The sequence below is a fragment of the Paractinoplanes hotanensis genome, from assembly GCF_023717965.1.
Lineage (GTDB): Bacteria > Actinomycetota > Actinomycetes > Mycobacteriales > Micromonosporaceae > Actinoplanes > Actinoplanes polyasparticus.
The window spans coordinates 1-19,099 of sequence record NZ_JAMQOL010000006.1 but is presented as its reverse complement, the minus strand read 5'-3'; the positions used below and the strand labels follow the sequence as shown (position 1 = coordinate 19,099).

Sequence of the window (19,099 nt, the reverse complement as noted above, 5' to 3'; positions counted from 1 at the left end):
GTCTTGAAAACCGCTAATGCGAGAGCTCAGTACGGTCATCCCCGGTAGTACCCACGAGATAGAACCGCGCCCCGGCACCAGCGATCACCGCCTGGATCAGAACCGTGCTCCAGTCCAACCGCCCCTGCCCGATCGCGATCCACGCCGGGATCCCGAGCAGCAGCATGTCCGGCCCCATCACGGCGTTCACCAGAGGGCCAGTGGAGAGCGTGCCCATCGGGGTGTCCAGCGGAAGCAGCTCGTTGCGGACGAAGCCGACCCGGGCGCGGTGCACGGCGGCGGCCGCGCCCATGGGTCCAAGGACCAAGCCAAGGGCCCACCACGGCCCCGACGACAGGTCGCCGAGCACGTCCAGCAGCGTCAGCGCCAGAGCGGCCCACAGGGCTGCCAACACCCCCGGCACCCATAGGCGCTGGAGGACGGCTTGGCGGGAGGACAAACCGAGGAGCCTGAGCAGCACGGGGTTCCCGGCGTCGGTCTTGACGTTGCCGGTGGCGGTCATCCCGGCGACCAGACAGCCGACCAGGACAGCGCCGCCGAGCACCCACCCCGGGGCGCTGCCGAGCAGCACGGGCAGGGCAGCGCCGAGAAGCAGCCACAACAGACGGCTGCGGCGGCGCAGGGTCAGCAGGACGTCCTGCGCCACGAGAACGGGCAGGCGCGGGAACAGCGTCGTCGAGCGAAGGCGACGACGGGCCCAGTACCGGCGCTCGATCATGTCGGTGAGGAACGACGGCTCGATGCCGAAGGCGGTGTCGAACAGGGTCCCGGCCGTGCGGGAGGCCTCCAGGATCCGGTCGCTGGGCGTGGCGGCCAGACCGCGGATCACCACTGCCAGCGCGGCCAGGACCACGACGGCAGCCACCCCCACGACGACCCCGAGTGTCGTGACCGAGGGCCAGCTGCTGATCGACCCGGCGTCGTCGAGCGTCGTGGCGGCGACCAGACCGGCCAGCCCGGCCGCGAACACCAGGCCGACCACCCGGTCGAGCGCCTCGCCCCACCGTCCGCCGGCCTGTGCGGCCGTAGCGATCAGCACCAGGGTCAGGCCGATGAGGGCTCCGCCGCCGACCAGCAGGGCGACCTCGTCGGCGGCCTCGGTGCGGGGCGCGGCGTGGCCGGTGATCGCCAGCGCGGCCGTGGCGCCGATGGCCGCGGCTACGATGCCGGTGATGCGGAGCGACGGCAGCAGCAGCCGGCGGCGGCTGACCGGGGCCGGGAGCAGCCACGACGCGGCCGGGCGGCTCAGTGCGAGGGGGCCGAATCGGCGTAGCGCGAGGTAGAGCAACCCGTAGATGACCGCCACCAGCGACCCCGCGGCCAGGGCCGAGGCGTCGGGGGCGGGCGGCCAGAAGACCTCGGCGACCTGGCGGTGGAACATCCCGCCGATGATCGCGATCGACAACGCGCCGATGTACAGGCTGCTCAGTGTGGCGCCGCGTTCGCGGTGGGAGGACTGGGTGCGGCTGATCCAGCGGCGGACGGGCGCCAGCGGGACGGCGGTCATGGCGTGACCGCGCTGAGCGACTCCATGGTGGTGATGGCCGCTCCGGATGCTTCCGCGAAGGCGTCGTCGTGGCTGGCCATGAGCAGGGAGCCGCCGCCGGCCACATAGTCGGCGAGCAGGCCGGCCACGTCGGCCCGGCCCTCGCGGTCGAGGCGCTGTTCGGGCTCGTCCAGGATCAGCAGGGAGCTCGGGCGCAGCAGGGCGATGGCGAGGACCAGCCGCTGCTTCTGGCCGGACGACAACGACGGCGGGATGGCGTCGGCGTGGGTGGCCAGGCCGAAACGCTCGAGCGCCTCGTCCACTCCCGCCGACGAAGGGTCCTGGCCGTGGGCCCGGCACACCAGTTCCGCGTGTTCGCGAGCAGTCAGGCCGGGATACCAGGTGGGCGGTTCGACCGTGGTCACCACCGCCCGCCAGAACTCGGGGGTGGCGCCGGGGTCGCCGCCGAACACGTGGATGGTGCCCTCGTCGGGCTGCTGGAGGCCGCTGACGCAGCGCAGCAGGGTCGACTTGCCGATGCCGTTCTCGCCCGTGACGCAGACGCCCTGGCCGGCCGGGACGGTCAGGGTGACGCCCACCAGCACGGGCGTGGAGCCGTAACCGACATGCAGGCCGTCGACCTCGACCGCGGGATGATCCACCACTTCACGGACGCTAGCAGTTACTTCCGGCCGTACAGAATCCGCAGCGCCTTGACGATGTTGGCGACCTGGGCCGGTGTGCGCTCGAAGGTCATCCCAGGCAGGGCGGAGGGCGCCCGGCGTACGGTGATCGACTTGGCCCGGGCGAACTCGCGCAGCCCGTCCTCGCCGTGGACTCGGCCGAAGCCCGACTCGCCGACGCCGCCGAAGGGCAGGTTGCCCATGCCGACGAAGGACAGCGTCGAGTTGACGGCGACCATGCCCGAGCGCATCCGGCGGGCGATCTTCAGCGCGTTCTTCCTGCCGAAGACGGCGCCACCCAGCCCGTACGCGGTGTCGTTGGCCTTGTCGACGGCCTCGTCGGCGTCGGCCACCTTGGTGATCGTGAGCGTCGGGCCGAACGTCTCGTCCCGGATCTCGCGGGAGTCGGCGGGCACATCGACGAGGACGGTGGGGGAGACGTACGGGGGCTGCACCGCGTCCGCCCCGCCGAGCACCGCCCGGCCGCCCTTGGCCAGCGCGTCGTCGATGTGGTCGCGGATGATGTCGAGCTGGCGGGGCATCGTGATCGGGCCGATCTCCTCGCCCGTGCGCAGCTTGGCCGCCTTCTCGACGACGGCGCTGACGAACGCGTCGTAGACCGGGGCCACCGCGTAGACCCGCTCGATGCCGATGCAGGTCTGACCGGCGTTGGTCATCGAGCCCCAGACCGCGGCCTCGGCCGCCGCCGGGATGTCGGCGTCGGCGTCGACGATCAGCGCGTCCTTGCCGCCGGCCTCGATCACCGCGGGCACCAGATTCTCCGCGCACGCGGCCAGCACCTTCTTGGCGGTGGCGGTCGAGCCGGTGAACGCGATCTTGCCCACTCCCGAGCGGCACAGCGCCGCACCCGTGTCGCCGAGCCCGTGCACCGCCTGGAGCACCGGCTGCTCGGGCACCACCTCGGCGAACGTGTCGACCAGCCACTGGCCGACGATGGGGGTGTATTCGCTCGGCTTGAAGACGACGGCGTTGCCGGCGGCGAGCGCACCGCTGATCGGGCCGACCGGGGTGAGGATCGGGTAGTTCCAGGGGCCGATCACGCCGACCACCCCGAACGGCTGGTATTCCAGGTGACCGGAGTGCTCCGCGACCAGCAGGCGGGTGCGCATCCGGCGCGGGCCGAGAACCCGCTTGGCGTTGCGGGCGGCCCAGTCGAGGTGTTCCACCGCGCCGGTGGCCTCGACGACGGCGTCGGCGTCCGGTTTGCCGGTCTCGAGGCTGGTCAGCCGGGCCAGTTCCTCGATCCGGCGGACGATCAGCGAGCGCCAGCGCAGCAGCCGCTCGCGGCGGCCGTCGTAGCCGAGCGCCTGCCACCACAGGGCGGCCTCGTGGGCGCGCCGCACGGTCTCGTTCACGGCCTCGGCGCCGGCGACCGGCACGCGGCCGGCCTCCGCGCCCGAGGCGGGATTGGTGGAGATCAGCACGCCGTCTTCGACCACCGGCTGGCCGGGCACTCGGGTAGCGGTCATGGATGCGAGCTTAATTCACTTGTTACCGGCGAGTCATCAAATGATTTCGCGTCTCCGGCTCCGGCGGGCTGGTGATCGAGCTCACCCGTACGCTGGTAAATGTGAGTCCTCGCCGCAACCACCCCCGTCGTCGTGACGCCGGTGTCGAGCCGCTGCGTGACCTGACCGACGAACGGGTCCGCAAGGGCATCGAGGGCCGCCAGCAGTGGCAGGACGGTGAATGGATGGTCCGGTCGATCTTCGGCGGGGCGGCCGTCAAGACGTACCGGTGCCCGGGCTGCATGCACGAGATCCGCCCCGGTGTGGCGCACGTGGTGGCGTGGCCGGCCGACGGGCGGGGCGACGAGACCGACCGGCGGCACTGGCACACCGGTTGCTGGAAGGCCCGCGACCGGCGCGGCCCAAATGTGGAGCGCTCGCGCAACGCCCCGCGCTACGGATGAAGGATCTTCGACCATGAGCCAACCCATTCGCGCCAACTCGATCCTCCCGGCTCACCGCGAGGACATCGAGTTGCACACCGCTGACGGGCTCACCCTCGTCGGCGAACTGGCCCGCCCGCTCGATCGCGAGCCCGTCGCCACCCTGGTCTGCCTGCATCCGCTGCCCACCCACGGCGGCATGATGGACAGCCACGTCTTCCGCAAGGCGGCGTGGCGGCTGCCCGCCCTGGCCGGCCTGGCCGTGCTGCGCTTCAACACCCGCGGCACGACCAGCGTGCGCGGCACCAGCGAGGGCTCGTTCTCGAAGGGCGTCGACGAGAAGTACGACGTGGCCGCCGCGATCGAGTACGCCGAGTTCGCTGACCTGCCCGACATCTGGCTGCTCGGGTGGTCGTTCGGCACCGACCTCACGCTGATGCACGGGCTCGACCCGGCCGTGGCCGGCGCCGTTCTGCTGTCCCCGCCGCTGCGCTTCTCGCAGCCCGGGCACCTGGCCGCCTGGGCCGCCGAGGGCAAGCCGCTGACCGCGATCGTCCCCGAGTTCGACGACTACCTGCGCCCGGCCGAGGCCGCCGAGCGGTTCGCCGCCGTGCCGCACGCCGAGGTGGTGCCGATGGCCGGCGGCAAGCACCTCTGGGTCGGTGACGCCGAGAAGGTGCTGGACGAGATCGTGCAGCGGGTCGCACCGTCGGTGGCGGTTCCGCTCCCGCGCACCTGGGACGGTCCGATGGAGACGGGCGACATGAACGCGTACGCCGACCGGACGACCGCCGCCTTCGCCGACGTACCCATGCCCCGCGCGAAGTAGGACGTCAGCGGGCTTCCTGGCTGGGCACGATCACCTCGCGCATGATCAGCTGGACGGCGGCCACCATCGGGATGGCCACCAGCGCGCCGATGACACCGAAGAGCGCGACGCCGAGCAGGGCGGCGACCACGGCCGCGACGTCGCTGACCTTCACCGAGCGGCGCATCACGTTCGGGTAGATCAGGTAGTTCTCGATCTGCTGGTAGAGGATGAAGAAGATCGCACAGACGATGCCGTCGGTCAGCGACGAGGCGAAGCCGACCAGGCTCACGACGATCGCGCCCAGCGTGGCGCCGATCTGCGGGATCAGGTCGGTGACGGCCACGACCACGGCCAGCGCGAACGGATAGGCCAGGCCGAGGATCACGGCCAGCAGCCAGGTGCTGGCCCCGGCCAGCACGGCGATCGAGATCGCCCCGACCATGTACGCGCCGACCTTGGTCAGGATCTCGTCGGTGAGCAGCCGCACCCGCACCCGGCGCGAGGCCGGCACGAGCGAGTAGCCGGTCTCGCGGATGCGGTCGAACGAGGCCATGAAATAGATGGTCAGCACCAGCACGGCGAGCAGGTTGAAGACTGTCCCGGCCAGCATGCGCCCCACGCCGACGACACCGCCGACGGCGTTGCCGACCGTGCCCGCGTTGAGGGCGCTGGTCACCCGGTTGACGATGTCGTACCGCTGGACCAGTTCGTTGACCGTCTCGTTGCGCTGCAGGCTCCGGATGTAGCCGGGCACGTTCTGGATCAGCTCGGTGGTCTGGCTGATCAGCGGCGGGACCAGCGCGATGATGCCGCCCGCGAGCAGGCCGACGACGGCCAGCGCGACGATCGCCACGGCCAGTCCGCGCGGAAGGCCCCAGCTGCGCAGCCGGACGACCGCCGGGTTGAGCCCGATCGCCAGGAAGAGCGCGATGAAGATCAGGACCAGGATCGACCCCGCGTTGCGCAGACCCAGGAAGATCGCGTACGCCAGGATGATGCCCAGCCCGCCGAGCAGGCCGAGCAGGAACGGGTTGCGGCGGTCGAGCGGCGGCCCGGGACGACCGAAGCGCCCCCGGAGGTGGTCTTCGGCGGGCCCGTCGAGCGTGTCGCCGTCCGGCTCCGGCGCCGGCGCCTCCACGGGCAGTTCTTCATCCTTCGCCACCGGTTCCTCCACAAGGGTGGGTGCCGGTGGTTTCCACGCCGGCCGCACAGTCTCGGCGGCGACGTTATCGCACGCGTGCCCTATTCCGCTTCGGCGCCCACGCGGGAGGCGGGCGGGACGGTCACCTTGGCCGACGCGCTGACCTTGCCCGGGGCGGCGGCGTGCTGGCCGGTCGGCTTGTCGGCCGCGTGGGCCCCGGCCGCGCCCGAGGTCTCAGCCTCGTCGTCAGCCAGCGGCTCGTCGTCGGGCGAGGCGGCGGCGGCCATGACCGCGGCCGCGGCCAGTTCGGCCACCCGCTTCGCCTCTCTCTGCACCTGACGGCGGACCTCGGCGGCGCGCCGCTCGGCGGCCTCGCCGTCCCGGGTGGCCTCGGCCACCCGGGACTGCGCGGTCTCGAGCTCCTTGCGGGTCGCGGCGAGGCGCTTCTCGACCTGCTCGGCCTCCGCGGCGCCGGCGCGGGCGCGGCCCTGAGCGGCGGCCAGGTCGCGCTCGGCCTCGGCGACCTTGGCCCGGGCCGCCTCGAGCTCGCGTCCGGCCTCGGCGATCTTCTCCTGCTGGCCGGCGATCTCGTTGCGGGCGGCCGTGGCCTGCTCCTCGGAGCGGCGCAGCACCTCTTCGGCGTACCGGTCGGCCTCGCTGCGCAGGTCGGCGCACTGCTTCTCGACGCCGGCGCGCATCTGGGCCAGTTCCTGCGCTGCGGCCTGGCGCTTCTGGGCGAGGTCGCGCTCGATGGCGGCGCTCTGCTCGGCGTGGGCGCGGTCGGCCGCGGCACGCTGGCTGTTGATCTCTTGCTGGGTCTTGTCGCGCAGCGCCTTGACCTCTTGATCGGCCTGCATGCGGGTCGACTTCACGTAGCCGTCAGCCTCGGCGCGGGCTCGCATGGCCTGCTGCGCGGTCTGGTCGGTGAGCTTCTGGGCGTCGGCGCGGGCCCGGGTCAGCGTGTTCTCGGCCTCGGCGCGCATCTGTTCGGCCGACTGGCGGGCCGCGGCCAGCGCCTTCTCCGAGGCGGCGCGCTTGGCCGCGTCGGCCCGCTCCTCCTCGGCGCGGCGGGCGGCCAGCGCGATCTCGAAGTCGCGGATGCCGTTGTGGGCGTGGGCCTCGGCCTCGGCCCGCACGCGCTCGGCCTCGGCCAAGCGGGCCGCGATGTCGTCGGTGGCGGATGCCTTGATCGCCTCGGCCTGTTCCTCGGCCAGCGCGAGGATCTGCTCGACCCGCGGGCCCAGGTGGCGGAACGAGACCTCGGCGCCCAGGCCGTTCTGCTTGCGGACCTGCACGACCTCTTGCTGGAGGCGCTCGATCTGGGCGTTCATGGCCTGCATCTGCGAGTACGCCTGCTCGCGCTCGGCCGCCAGGGCGGCGATCTCGTTCTCGGCCCGCGTGACGTACCGCTCGACCTGCTTCTTCTCATAGCCCCGGAGGGCGATGTCGAAGCTGGGTTCGGTTGCTGCGTCTCCGCCCAGACCAAGAATTTCCCCGCCGTGCGACATGCTGTCCATCCTCACATACGCATCGCCCGGCCTCGGGGGGATACACACCCTCTTCAGCGGCATATGCGCCTAGTTGTGATTTGTCTGACCCCGACTTGCCCACACCGGGCTATGCCCGAAACGAGTGAGGCCGTACCGGAGAAACTCCGATACGGCCCGCATCGATGTTCGGCAACCCGGGCGCCACTCACGGTCGCGCACCCGGAAGAAGGTCGCAACCGCTGGCGCTCCGGCCGGCGGATCAGGAATTCGTCTTCGCCGGCACCTGCTTGTTGTCGGTCTCGGCCGGCTTGGGCGCCTCGGGACCGCGCGGAGCGGGCGCGGCCTCGGCCGCCTTGGCCACCACCTCGGCCGCCTTGGCCGGCCCGACGCCCGGCACCAGGCCGGAGAGGCCGGAAAGCATCTGGCCGAGCTGGTTGGTGACCGCGTCCTTCTGGCGGGTCAGGTCTTCCACCTCGCGCCGGGCGGCCTGGGTGGTGAGCTCGGCCTCGGTGCGGGCCTCGCTGAGCTGGCGCTGCGCCTCGGCCCGAGCCTCGCTGATGGTCTTCTCGGCCAGGGCGCGGGCTCTTTCGGTGGTCTCGGCGGCGTTGCGTTCGGACTCGACGCGGCGCTGCTCGGCGCGCTGCGAGATCTCCTTGGAGCGGTCCTCGGCGGCGCGGGCCCGTTCCTCGGCCTCGGCCACCATCTTCTGGGTGGCGTTGACCTGGGCGGCGTGGCGCTGCGATTCCTCGCGCTCGGCCTTCTCGCGGCGTTCGGCGATCTCGATCGCGAGCGACTGCAGGTCTTTGTCGCGCTTGTCGCGGGCGTCGGTCAGCAGCTTGGTCGCCTCGGCGCGCTTCTCCTCAGCCTCGCGGGAGGCCTTGGCCCGCTGCTGGGTGATCTCGCGCTCGGCGGTCGCCCGGAGCGACGCGACCTCGCGCTCGACCGTCGACTTGAGCTCGGCGACCTCGTGCGAGGTGACCGTGCGCAGCTGCTTGGTCTCGCGGTCGGCGTCGGAGCGCAGCGTGTCGGCCTCGCGGCGAGCCTGCACCCGGGCCTCGGCCGCCTCACGCTCGGCGTGGGTGCGCACCTGGCCGGCCTCGCGCTCGGCGGTGGCCTTCATCGCGGCGGCCTCGGCCCGCGCCTTGTCGGTGATCTCGCGAGCCTCGAGGCGGGCGGCGGAGAGGATGCCCTCGGACTCTCGTTTCGCCTCGCTCCGGTGGTCGTTGGCCTGTTCCTCGGCCAGCCGCAAGATCTGCTCGACCCGGGTGCCCAGCCCGGAGAGCGTCGGCCGGTTGTTCTCCTCCAGCAGTTTGTTGCTGTCGGCCAGCTTCTGCTCGACGGCGTTCAGCCGCTGCTCGGCCTGGCGCAGCCGGCGCTGGGCGTCGTTCATCCGCTGTTCGGCCTCGCCACGGGCCTGCTCGGACTGGTTGAGCGCGGCGACGATGCGGCCGAGGTGAGCGTCTACCTGCCCGCGGTCGTACCCGCGGAGCACGACGGTGAAGTCGTGCTGGGAGTTCGCGGTGTCGAAGAACGCCAAATTCTGATCCTGCTGCTGGGGCATTGGGCCATCCTGGCGAAGACGCACGAGCCACGCAAGACCGGACGTGCATCGGAAAAGACACGTAGATCAGCTTTGAGCAGGCCCGCGACCCACAGGTCCACCGTTCGGCCGGAGCACTCCGCCCGGGCGGCGGGCCAGGTTCGGCCCGTCGTCACCTGCTGTATCCAGGGGTTACCGGAGCACCGCCGAGCGAGGACCGGCGACGCGGCCCGCTCTGCCCGGAGATCCTGCCAGCATGCCGCCTCCGCGTCAGGATGATTCACCCTTTAGGCGTACGAACCCCGGCAGGCTCCACCAATTCCACCAGGACACCCCCGGCGTCCTTCGGGTGCACGAAGTTGATCCGCGACCCGGCGGTGCCCCGGCGCGGGGTGTCGTACAGCAGGCGCAGACCACGGGCGCGCAGTGCGGCCGAGGCGGCCTCGACATCGGCCACGGTGTAGGCCAGCTGCTGCAGGCCGGGGCCGCTGCGGTCGAGGAACTTGGCGATCGCCGAATCGGGCCGCGCCGGGGCGAGCAACTGCAGGCGGGGGCCGGTGCCGTCGCCGACGGCGAGCATCGCTTCCCGTACGCCTTGTTCCTCGTTCGTCTCCTCGTGCACGCACCGCAGGCCGAAGGTTTCGGCATAGAAGGCCATCGCCGCGTCGAGGTCGGCCACCGCGATGCCGACATGATCGACGCGCAACAGCCCTACCTCGCCGGATGTGAGATTCTCGGGGGAAGTGGCACTAGGTGGAAGCTCGGTCATCCTATTAGTCTTGCCTAAACGGCCGTTAAGGCCAGCGAGGGGTCCCCCCTTTGTCCGCCTCGGCAGATCGGAAGCGAAGACCGTGGTCAGCTCGGTGATCGTGAGCGGCGCCCGCACCCCCATGGGCCGCTTGCTCGGCAACCTCAAGAACCTGCCGGCCACGACGCTCGGCGGCTACGCGATCGAGGCGGCCCTGGAGCGCGGCGGTGTGCGGCCCGACCAGGTGCAGTACGTCATTATGGGCCAGGTGCTGCAGGCCGGCGGCGGCCAGATCACGGCCCGGCAGGCGGCCGTCGCGGCCGGCATCCCGATGACCACCCCGGCCCTCACCGTCAACAAGGTCTGCCTCTCCGGCCTGGACGCCATCGCCCTGGCCGACCAGCTGATCCGGGCCGGCGAGTTCGACATCGTCGTCGCCGGCGGCATGGAGTCGATGACCAACGCGCCCCACCTGCTGATGACCCAGCGTCAGGGCATCAAGTTCGGCGACGTGCTGGTGCGCGACCACACGGCGTACGACGGCCTGATCGACCCCTGGGACGGCACCTCGATGGGCGAGTCCACCGAGCGCAGCGGGGCCGATCTCGGCATCACCCGGGCCGAGCAGGACGCGTTCGCCGCGCTCAGCCACCGCCGGGCGGCCGCCGCCCAGCGCGAGGGCCGCTTCGCCGAAGAGATCGTTCCGGTCCGGGCCGGTCAGCGGGCCGACGACCCGGTGGTCGACACCGACGAGGGCGTGCGGCCCGACGCTACGGCCGAGTCGCTGTCCAAGCTGCGGCCGGCGTTCACGCCCGACGGCACGATCACCGCGGGCAGCTCGTCGCCGATCTCGGACGGCGCGGCCGCGGTCGTGGTCATGAGCAAGGAGAAGGCCGAGGAGCTCGGACTGAGCTGGCTGGCCGAGATCGTCGCGCACGGGAACGTGGCCGGGCCCGACAACTCGTTGCAGTCCCAGCCGGCCAACGCCATCCGGCACGCGCTCGACAAGAAGGGCCTGAGCGTCACCGACCTCGACCTGATCGAGATGAACGAGGCGTTCGCCCAGGTCGTGCTGCAGTCGATGCGCGAGCTCAAGGTCGACGAGGACATCGTCAACGTCAACGGCGGGGCGATCGCGCTGGGTCACCCGATCGGCATGTCCGGCGCCCGGCTGGTGCTGACCCTGGCTCTCGAGCTGCAGCGTCGCGGCGGCGTCTACGGCGCGGCCGGTCTGTGCGGCGGCGGCGGGCAGGGTGACGCGCTGATCATCAAGGCGCCTTCGGCGTGAGGCCCCGGCACGACGTCGGCGCGCTGGTCGCGAAGGCGCGCGACGGCGAGGCGCGCTCGGTGGCGCGGCTGATCACCCTGGTCGAGAACGGCGATCCGGCGCTGCCCGAGGTGGCCGCGGCCCTGGCTCCGTACGCGGGCCGGGCCCAGGTCGTCGGGCTCACCGGCGCGCCCGGGGTGGGCAAGTCGACCACCACGAACGAGCTGGTGCGGGCCCTGCGCGCGACCGGCACCCGGGTCGGGGTGCTCGCGGTCGACCCGTCCAGCCCGTTCACCGGCGGCGCGATCCTGGGCGACCGCATCCGGATGCAGGACCACACCACCGATCCCGGCGTCTACATCCGCTCGATGTCCAGCCGCGGGCAGCTCGGCGGCCTCTCGGCGGCGACACCCCAGGCCGTACGCGTTCTGGAGGGCGCCGGCTGTGAGGTGATCCTGGTCGAGACGGTCGGGGTCGGCCAGGCCGAGGTCGAGATCGCCTCGCTCGCCGACACGACGCTGGTGCTGCTCGCGCCGGGCATGGGCGACGCCATCCAGGCCGTCAAGGCCGGCGTGCTCGAGGTGGCCGACGTCTTCGTCATCAACAAGGCCGACCGCCCCGGCGCCGACGCGACCTATCGCGACATCCAGGGCATGCTCGGCCTCGGCGAGCGCGCCCCGGGCGACTGGCGGCCCCTGGTGGTGCGGGCGACGGCCGTCCAGGGCGAGGGCATCGACGACATCGTGGCCGCGATCGGCAAGCACCGGGCCTGGATGGAGGCGGGCGGCGCGCTGCAGGCGAGCCGCGAGCGCCGGGCCTCGGTCGAGATCGAGGCGATCGCTCTGGGCACGCTGCGCGCCCGCATCGGTGACCTGCGCGAGGGCACGGCGCTGAGCACGCTCGCGGCGGCGGTCGCGACGGGGCGACTCGACCCCTACGCGGCCGCCGACGAGCTGATCAAGGGCCTCTGAGGCGCCGGTCAGCGCCTAGACCAACACGTCCAGAGCGTGGTAGAGGCGCGAGGTGGTGGTGTCGATCTGGGCCAGGCGCGCCGCCGGCAGGCCCGAGGTCAGCGCGACCCGGCGCTCGGCCGCGGCCCGGGTCAGCAGCATGCCGACCTGGGACGAGGTGCGGTCGATCACGGCCTGACGGGCCAGCTCGTCGAACGGGCCGGCCTCGGCCACCGGCGTGCCGGTGCGGGTCGTCTTGGCGGTCATCGTGGCCGTGCGCACCGCGGTGGCGGCGTCACGGGCCAGGCTGTCGGCGTAGGCGGCGGTCGGCTGCACCGCGGCCACCGCGGTCACCGCGGGCGTGTTCACCTGGGCGGCGGCCGGGGCGGCCTCGGCCGGCTTCGCCGCCGACGCGAGGACCGTCGACTGCAGCACCGCCGACTGCAACAGAGGGTGAAGATAGGTGGCGGTTGTGCCGCCCACTCGGGGGAACGTGACGGGGTCGACCATGGTCCCCTCCCTTCGTGACGATGACGTGTTCCCAGCTTAGGGTGTTGCTGAGCGGTTGCCGACCGGGTGAACGGCGGTATCGGCCGTCCGCCGATTGCTACGGAAAGTGACCGAAAAACTCTCAAGCCACGCGGTGGTCGAGGATCCAGGCCTGCGGGTCGCCCTTGCGATAGGCCAGCTTGATGAACAGCGGGAACATGGCGTCGCGGATCGCGGCCCCGACCGGTCCGGCCGTCTTGCCGCTGCCGTTGCGCCGGCCGACCGCGACGATCCGCTCGACCCGGCGGCGCCGGCGCTGCTCGTAGGCGGCCAGCCCGTCGGCCGGGTCGGTGCGGCCGTCCAGGCAGAGCCCGAGCGTGACGGCGTCCTCGAAGGCCATGGAGGCGCCCTGGCCGGCCGAGGGGGCGACCGCGTGGGCCGCGTCGCCGATCAGCACCGCCCGCCGGGTGCGCCAGACCGGTACGCGCCGCAGGTCGTCGGTGTTCCACGGGCCGAGCACGTCCGGCGTGGCCCGGATGATGGCCGCGGCCGGGGTCGCGTCCTCGGCGAACAGGCCGATCAGGAAGGCGCGCCACGACTCCGGGGTGAACTCGCCCGGCCGCACCGGCTGCTTGCGCGGCGGGTTGGCGAACCACCACACCGAGCCGTCGGGCGCCGTGGCCCAGCCGAAGAACGCCCGCTTGCCGAACGCCATGTGAACCATGCCCGGCTCCTGCCCGGCGGCCGCCGCGACCGGCCCGTCGGTGAAGCCGCCCGCGTTCAGCAGGCCCAGGTATTGCGGCGCCGGCCCGCTGGGGTCGAGCAGTTCCCGCGTACGCGATCGGATCCCGTCCGCCCCGACCAGGAGCTCACCCTCGGCGGCCGACCCGTCGGCGAACGTGACCGCCACCCCGCCCGGCCCCTCGGTGAAGTCGCGCAGGCCCCTGCCGTACTCGATCGGGATGTCCCGCTCGGTGGCCGCCGCGCGCAGTGCCGCATAGAGGTCGGCCCGCTTGATCGTGGTGGTCGTCGTGCCGTCCGCGGCCGGGCCGCCCAGGGGCAGCACCGCCAGCCGCCGGCCGGCGCCGTTGACCATGGTCAGCGCCGGGGTCGGGAAGCCGCCCGCGGTGACGACGGCCGGGTCGAGGTCGAGGGCGCGCAGGGCGGACAGGCCGTTCACGGCCACGGTGAGCCAGGCGCCCTGCTCGTCGGCGCCGGGGGAGCGCGCCTCGAAGATACGGGGCGCCCAACCGGCTCTGTGCAGGGCCAGGGCGGCGACGGCGCCGGCGATGCCGCCACCGGCGATGAGCGCGATCGGTCTAGTCATGGCGTGACTATCCATCTTATGACTATGATCGGTCAACCCCTTAGTCTTGCCCGGTGGCAACCTCCGAACCGCGGCGCTCGACGCTGGGCATGCTGCTGCTGGCGCTGCTCATGGAGGCGCCCATGCACCCGTACCGGATGCAGCAGATGATCAAGGAGAGGGGTCAGGACCAGCTGGTCAACGTGGCCCAGCGCAACAGCGTCTACCAGGCGCTCGACCGCCTGGAGCGCGACGGTCTGGCCCGCCGGGCGAGCACGGCCCGCGAGGCCGGCCGGCCGGAGCGCACGGTGTACGAGATCACCGACGAGGGCGCGGCGACCATGAAGCGCTGGCTCGCGAGCGCGCTGCCGACGCCGGCTCGCGAATTCCCCGAGTTTCCAGCCGCGCTGGCCTTCCTGGCCGTGATGCCGCCGGACGAGGTCCGCGACCTGCTCGACCGCCGCGCCGAGGCGCTGACGGCCAAGGTCGCGGCCATCCGCGAGCAGGCCCCGCCGGGTATGCCGCGGTTGTTCCTGATCGAGGACGAATATCGCACGGCCATGCTGACGGCGGAGATCTCGTGGCTGCGCTCCGTGACGGCCGACCTCGACTCCGGCGCGCTGACCTGGGACCGCCGGATGATCCAGGAGACGCAGCAGCGGTTCGGCGAACTTTGACCTTAGCGATCGTTCAGGAATGCCCCTAGGATGTCGGGCATGGACGCAGCCGACATCGCCGCCGGACGGGAGCGCTGGCAGCGGCGCTACGACGCCGCGCGCAAGCGGGACGCCGACTTCACGACCCTCTCCGGCGCGACGGTCGAGCCCGTCTACGGCCCGCCCGCCGGGGCCGGCTATCCGGGGTTCGACCGCATCGGCTGGCCGGGCGAGTTCCCGTACACCCGGGGTCTCTACCCGACCGGCTATCGGGGGCGCACGTGGACGATCCGGCAGTTCGCCGGCTTCGGCAACGCGCGGCAGACCAACGAGCGCTACAAGATGATCCTGGCCGCGGGCGGGGGCGGGCTGAGCGTCGCGTTCGACATGCCGACCCTGATGGGGCGCGACTCCGACGACCCGCAGTCGGCTGGCGAGGTGGGGCACTGCGGCGTCGCGATCGACTCGGCGGCCGACATGGACGTGCTCTTCGACGGCATCGACCTCGAGCGGACCACCACCAGCATGACCATCTCGGGACCGGCCGTGCCGATCTTCTGCATGTATCTGGTGGCGGCCGAGCGGCAGGGCGCCGACCTGCACAAGCTCGACGGCACGCTGCAGACCGACATCTTCAAGGAATACATCGCGCAGAAGGAGTGGCTCTTCCAGCCCGAGCCGCACCTGCGCCTGATCGGCGACCTGATGGAATATTGCGCCCGCGAGATCCCGCGCTACAAGCCGTTGTCGGTCAGCGGCTACCACATCCGTGAGGCCGGCTCGACCGCCGCTCAGGAGCTGGCGTACACGCTGGCCGACGGGTTCGGCTACGTCGAGCTGGGCCTGTCCCGGGGGCTCGACGTCAACCAGTTCGCGCCCGGGCTCAGCTTCTTCTTCGACGCCCACATCGACTTCTTCGAAGAGATCGCCAAGTTTCGGGCGGCCCGCCGCATCTGGGCCCGCCACCTGCGCGACGACTACGGCGCGACCAGTGAGAAGGCGCTGTGGCTCAAGTTCCACACGCAGACGGCCGGGGTCTCGCTGACCGCGCAGCAGCCGGTCAACAACGTGGTGCGTACGGCGGTGGAGGCGCTCGCCGCCGTGCTGGGTGGCACCAACTCGCTGCACACCAACGCGCTCGACGAGACGCTGGCCCTGCCCACCGACGAGTCGGCCGAGATCGCCCTGCGCACGCAGCAGGTGCTGATGGAGGAGACCGGCGTGATCAATGTGGCCGACCCGCTCGGCGGGTCCTGGTATCTGGAGGAGCTGACCGACCGCATCGAGGCCGAGGCGGAGGAGATCTTCGCCCGCATCCGGGAGCTGGGTGAGGACGGCACCATCACCGCGGGCATCCTGCGAGGCATCGAGGACGGATGGTTCACGGCCCACATCGCCGAAGCGGCGTTCGTCTATCAGCAGGCTGTCGAGAAGGGCGAGAAGCGCACCGTCGGCGTCAACGCCCACACCGGCACCGTGGCCAAGGAGCTCGAGATCATGCGGGTGTCGCACGAGGTCGAGATCGAACAGAACCGGGCGCTCGGCACGCGGCGGAGCGGGCGGGATCCCGTACGCGTGAAGGCCTCTCTCGACCGCATGATCGAGGCCGCCCGCTCCGGCGACAACATGATTCCCGCCATGCTCGACGCCGCACGCGCCGAGGCGACGCTGGGCGAGATCTGCGACGCGCTCAAGGACGAGTGGGGGATCTATCGCGAGCCCGCCCGGTTCTAGCCGCTCGAATGGGATGAATGGGCCCGTTTCCCGCAGGTCGGCGGCGGGGCCTTGCTTATCCGCGGGCCGCCGTCGAGGATCATCGGAACAAGCTCCTGTGACGTCCGATATCAGCTGCACCGCGGCGCGGCGGAGCGCCTCGTCAGCGTGCGAGACTAGGTAACCATGAGCGACCCACGGACCACTCCGTCGATCTTCACCCGCGGCGCGGTCGATCTCAGCGCGCTGCGTGCCCCGGCCCCGGCTCAGTCCCCGGCGGCCGAAGTCCCCAGCAGGGCCGATGACGGCCCGTCCGGCCCCATCCCCGGCGGTCTGCCCGGCGGCATCGCCCCCGAGGCGATCATCGACGTCACCGAGGCCAACTTCCAGACCGTGCTCGAGCGCTCGCTCAGCACTCCGATCGTCCTGGACTTCTGGGCCGACTGGTGCGAGCCGTGCAAGCAGCTGTCGCCCATCCTGGAACGGCTCGCGCGGGCCGGTGGCGGCTCCTGGGTCCTCGGCAAGATCGACGTGGACCAGAACCCGGGCCTCGCCCAGGTGTTCCAGGTGCAGGGCATCCCGATGGTGGCCGCGCTGGTCGGCGGCCGTCCGGTGCAGGGCTTCAGCGGCGTGCTGCCCGAGAACCAGGTCAAGCAGTACATCGACGCGGTGCTCAAGGCCGGCGGCGTCTCGGTCGAAGAACCGGCCGACCCCCGCCTCGACGCGGCCGACGACGCGCTGATGGTCGGCGACCTCGACGAGGCCGAGGCGGCCTACCGCAAGATCCTGGCCGAGCACCCGGCCGACGCCGCCGCCGAGTCCGGCCTGGCCCAGGTCGAGCTCTACCGCCGCATCACCGGCGCCGACCCGGCCACCGCGGTGGCCAAGGCCGACGCCGCGCCCGACGACCTCGACGCCCAGCGGCTCGCCGCCGACATCGAGGTGCTCAGCGGCGAGGCCGAGAAGGCGTACGCCCGGCTCGTGGCCCTGGTCAAGCGCACCTCGGGCGACGAGCGTGAGGCTGTCCGCAAGCACCTGCTCTCGCTGTTCAGCGTGGCCGGCCCCGACGATCCCGCGGTGGCCGGAGCCCGACGCGCCCTGGCCAGCGCCCTCTTCTAGCCAGGGAGCCGCCCCGTGCGCCGCATAGCCGTCCTCGACGCACCGTCCAATCTCGGTCTGCGCCCGCCGACCGTGACGTCGGTGCCGGGGTGTGCCAAGGCGCCCGGGGCCCTGCGCGACCACGGGCTGCTGACCAAGCTCAACGCCCGCGACGCCGGCTGCCTGACCCCGCCCCGCTACGACGCCGGGGACTGGCGGCCGGGCGACGGCGTGGCCATGGCTTCGCAGATCGCGGCCTACTCGCGGGCGCTGGCCGACCGCATCGGCGCCATCCTCGACGCGGGCGAGTTCCCGGTCGTGCTCGGCGGCGACTGCTCGATCGTGCTCGGCTCCGGCCTGGCCATGCACCGCCTGGGCGAGGCGGTGGGCGGCCGCATCGGCTTGGTCTTCGTCGACGGCCACTCCGACTTCCGCCACCCCGGCAACGCCTCCTATGTGGGCGCGGCCGCCGGTGAAGACCTGGCGTTGGTGACCGGTCGCGGCCAGGCCGACCTCGCCGCCATCGAAGGCCGCCGCCCCTACTTCCGGGACATCGACGTCGTGGTCATGGGCATCCGGGCCCAGGACGAATACCGCCTCGACCTGCAGGCCGCGGGCATCGTCACCCGCCCGGTGCCCGCCCTGCGGGCCGAGGGCGCCGCGCGCAGCGCCCAGTGGGCCCGCGACCAGCTGGTCGACTGCGCGGGCTACTGGGTGCACGTCGACGTGGACGTGCTCGACCCCGCGGTGATGCCGGCCGTCGACGCCCCGTCCCCGGGCGGCATCGCCTTCCCCGAACTCGAGATCCTGCTGGCCGGCCTGGTCGAGAGCCCGCACTGCCTCGGTGTCGAGATCACCGTCTTCGACCCCGACTACGACCCCGACGGCGCCTACGCGGAAGAGATCGTCACCGCCGTGACGGCCGGCCTGGCCGCCGCCCACACGGTGACCCCGCGCCCCGACCTGATCGCCGCCCGGGCCGACCTCAACCGGCCCGAGGGAGCATCGGCTCCGGCCGCGGTGCTGGGCTTTCCGGCCCGCCTCGCCGCCGCCGCTCCGGCCGACGAGGTCCCGGATCCGGCTTCCGACCCCGCCTCCGAGGTTGAAGACCGGCCGGAGGACACCGACGACGATCAGGCTGTGCCCGAGGACGAGCGGGAGCCCGCCGCCGAGGATTCCCGGCGGGAGCCTGTCGGCGGCCTCAACCGGCCGCGGCTGGCGGATCGCTTGAACAGCCTGGACCTCACGGCCGGCTTCAAGCGGTCGGAGCGGGCGGCCGGCTTGAACCGTTCCGAGCCTGGCGGCTCGCGCGGTGCTGAGCCTGGTGGTTTGCGCGGTGCTGAGCCTGGTGGTTTGCGCGGTGCTGAGCCTGGTGGTTTGCGCGGTGCTGAGCCGAGCGGTCGGAGTGGGTCTGGGACCGAGGGCTTGAATCGCTCGGCCCTGAGCGGGCTGGGGGACTCCGAGTCGGCTGACCTGAACCATTCTGAGCTGGGCGGTCTGGATCCCTCCACGTCCGGTGGGGTGGACCGTCTTGAATCCGCCGGGCCGGGCTCCTCGATGTCGGACGATCCGGATCGCTCCGGTGATGTGGAGCGCTCTGAGTCGGCTGGACCGGAAGGCGCTGGGCCGGATGAGTCGGACCCCTCCAAGGCGGCTGGTCCCGATCGCTTAGGGCTGGGCGGGGCCGCTGGTTCCGAGCGCTTCGGGCTGGGTGAGTCGGGCCGCTCGGAGTCGGCTGGTCCCGATCGCTTAGGGCTGGGCGGGGCCGCTGGTTCCGAGCGCTTCGGGCTGGGTGAGTCGGGCCGCTCG

16 protein-coding genes and 1 pseudogene are annotated in these 19,099 nt (G+C 72.1%); 8 read left to right on the top strand and 9 right to left on the bottom strand.

All coding sequences use genetic code 11. The features are described 5' to 3' along the window. Positions 1–13: 13 nt before the first annotated feature. Genes LXN57_RS04385 through LXN57_RS04375 form a run of 3 tightly spaced genes read right to left on the bottom strand, consistent with a single transcriptional unit; the run spans position 14 to position 3,659 of the window. Positions 14–1,507, bottom strand: coding sequence for a DUF6297 family protein (locus tag LXN57_RS04385; protein WP_251796686.1), 1,494 nt, complete (start codon positions 1,505–1,507; stop codon positions 14–16). Further along, positions 1,504–2,151 carry an ABC transporter ATP-binding protein gene (locus tag LXN57_RS04380; RefSeq protein WP_251796685.1) on the bottom strand — a complete coding sequence of 216 codons (648 nt, stop codon included), beginning with the start codon at positions 2,149–2,151 and terminating at the stop codon, positions 1,504–1,506. Before LXN57_RS04380 ends, LXN57_RS04385 begins: the two co-directional genes overlap by 4 nt. 17 nt (positions 2,152–2,168) lie before the next feature. After that, positions 2,169–3,659 (bottom strand): aldehyde dehydrogenase family protein, encoded by a 1,491-nt coding sequence (locus LXN57_RS04375; protein ID WP_251796684.1) that lies wholly within the window; start codon positions 3,657–3,659, stop codon positions 2,169–2,171. Between the two features lie 101 nt (positions 3,660–3,760). Between LXN57_RS04375 and LXN57_RS04370 the strand changes: the two genes are divergently transcribed. Continuing rightward, positions 3,761–4,102 (top strand): Rv1322 family protein, encoded by a 342-nt coding sequence (locus LXN57_RS04370; protein WP_498370561.1) that lies wholly within the window; start codon positions 3,761–3,763, stop codon positions 4,100–4,102. Between the two features lie 13 nt (positions 4,103–4,115). Further along, entirely contained in the window at positions 4,116–4,910 is a 795-nt protein-coding gene (locus LXN57_RS04365) for an alpha/beta hydrolase (RefSeq protein ID WP_251796683.1), read from the top strand. A gap of 4 nt (positions 4,911–4,914) precedes the next feature. On the opposite strand, the gene LXN57_RS04360 is transcribed toward LXN57_RS04365, so the two are convergent. The 4 genes from LXN57_RS04360 to mce form a co-directional block, all read right to left on the bottom strand. Further along, positions 4,915–6,138 (bottom strand): AI-2E family transporter, encoded by a 1,224-nt coding sequence (locus LXN57_RS04360; RefSeq protein ID WP_438872833.1) that lies wholly within the window; start codon positions 6,136–6,138, stop codon positions 4,915–4,917. After that, a complete protein-coding gene (locus tag LXN57_RS04355; protein WP_251796681.1) occupies positions 6,135–7,541 on the bottom strand; it encodes a coiled-coil domain-containing protein in 1,407 nt (468 codons plus the stop codon). Before LXN57_RS04355 ends, LXN57_RS04360 begins: the two co-directional genes overlap by 4 nt. Before the next feature lie 241 nt (positions 7,542–7,782). Then, positions 7,783–9,084 carry a DivIVA domain-containing protein gene (locus tag LXN57_RS04350; RefSeq protein ID WP_251796680.1) on the bottom strand — a complete coding sequence of 434 codons (1,302 nt, stop codon included), beginning with the start codon at positions 9,082–9,084 and terminating at the stop codon, positions 7,783–7,785. 259 nt (positions 9,085–9,343) lie between these two features. Then, entirely contained in the window at positions 9,344–9,832 is a 489-nt protein-coding gene (mce, locus tag LXN57_RS04345) for a methylmalonyl-CoA epimerase (RefSeq protein WP_251796679.1), read from the bottom strand. A gap of 82 nt (positions 9,833–9,914) precedes the next feature. On the opposite strand from mce, the gene LXN57_RS04340 reads away from it, so the two are divergent. Together LXN57_RS04340 and meaB are read left to right on the top strand one after the other, a co-directional pair. Further along, positions 9,915–11,099 carry an acetyl-CoA C-acetyltransferase gene (locus tag LXN57_RS04340; protein WP_221375876.1) on the top strand — a complete coding sequence of 395 codons (1,185 nt, stop codon included), beginning with the start codon at positions 9,915–9,917 and terminating at the stop codon, positions 11,097–11,099. Further along, positions 11,096–12,049, top strand: a complete 954-nt coding sequence (gene meaB / locus LXN57_RS04335) for a methylmalonyl Co-A mutase-associated GTPase MeaB (protein WP_251796678.1) — start codon at positions 11,096–11,098, stop codon at positions 12,047–12,049. Before LXN57_RS04340 ends, meaB begins: the two co-directional genes overlap by 4 nt. A gap of 15 nt (positions 12,050–12,064) precedes the next feature. Here the strand turns inward: meaB and LXN57_RS04330 are convergent, their stop codons facing one another. Beyond that, positions 12,065–12,538 carry a hypothetical protein gene (locus LXN57_RS04330; protein WP_251796677.1) on the bottom strand — a complete coding sequence of 158 codons (474 nt, stop codon included), beginning with the start codon at positions 12,536–12,538 and terminating at the stop codon, positions 12,065–12,067. A gap of 121 nt (positions 12,539–12,659) precedes the next feature. Next, entirely contained in the window at positions 12,660–13,844 is a 1,185-nt protein-coding gene (locus LXN57_RS04325) for an FAD-dependent oxidoreductase (RefSeq protein ID WP_251796676.1), read from the bottom strand. Between the two features lie 53 nt (positions 13,845–13,897). Here LXN57_RS04325 and LXN57_RS04320 point away from each other — a divergent pair, with 53 nt between their 5' ends. From LXN57_RS04320 to LXN57_RS04305, 4 genes and pseudogenes are all read left to right on the top strand, one after another. Then, complete coding sequence (locus LXN57_RS04320; RefSeq protein WP_251796675.1) at positions 13,898–14,500, top strand: PadR family transcriptional regulator; 603 nt, start codon at positions 13,898–13,900, stop codon at positions 14,498–14,500. 39 nt (positions 14,501–14,539) lie between these two features. Then, positions 14,540–16,213: a coenzyme B12-dependent isobutyryl-CoA mutase large subunit gene (gene icmA / locus LXN57_RS04315; protein ID WP_251796674.1), complete on the top strand. Its 1,674-nt coding sequence runs from the start codon at positions 14,540–14,542 to the stop codon at positions 16,211–16,213. Between the two features lie 165 nt (positions 16,214–16,378). Then, positions 16,379–17,311, top strand: a complete 933-nt coding sequence (locus tag LXN57_RS04310) for a tetratricopeptide repeat protein (protein WP_251796673.1) — start codon at positions 16,379–16,381, stop codon at positions 17,309–17,311. A 15-nt stretch (positions 17,312–17,326) separates the two neighbouring features. Then, a pseudogene (locus LXN57_RS04305) lies at positions 17,327–18,487 on the top strand (arginase family protein); the annotation flags it as partial. Positions 18,488–19,099 lie beyond the last annotated feature (612 nt).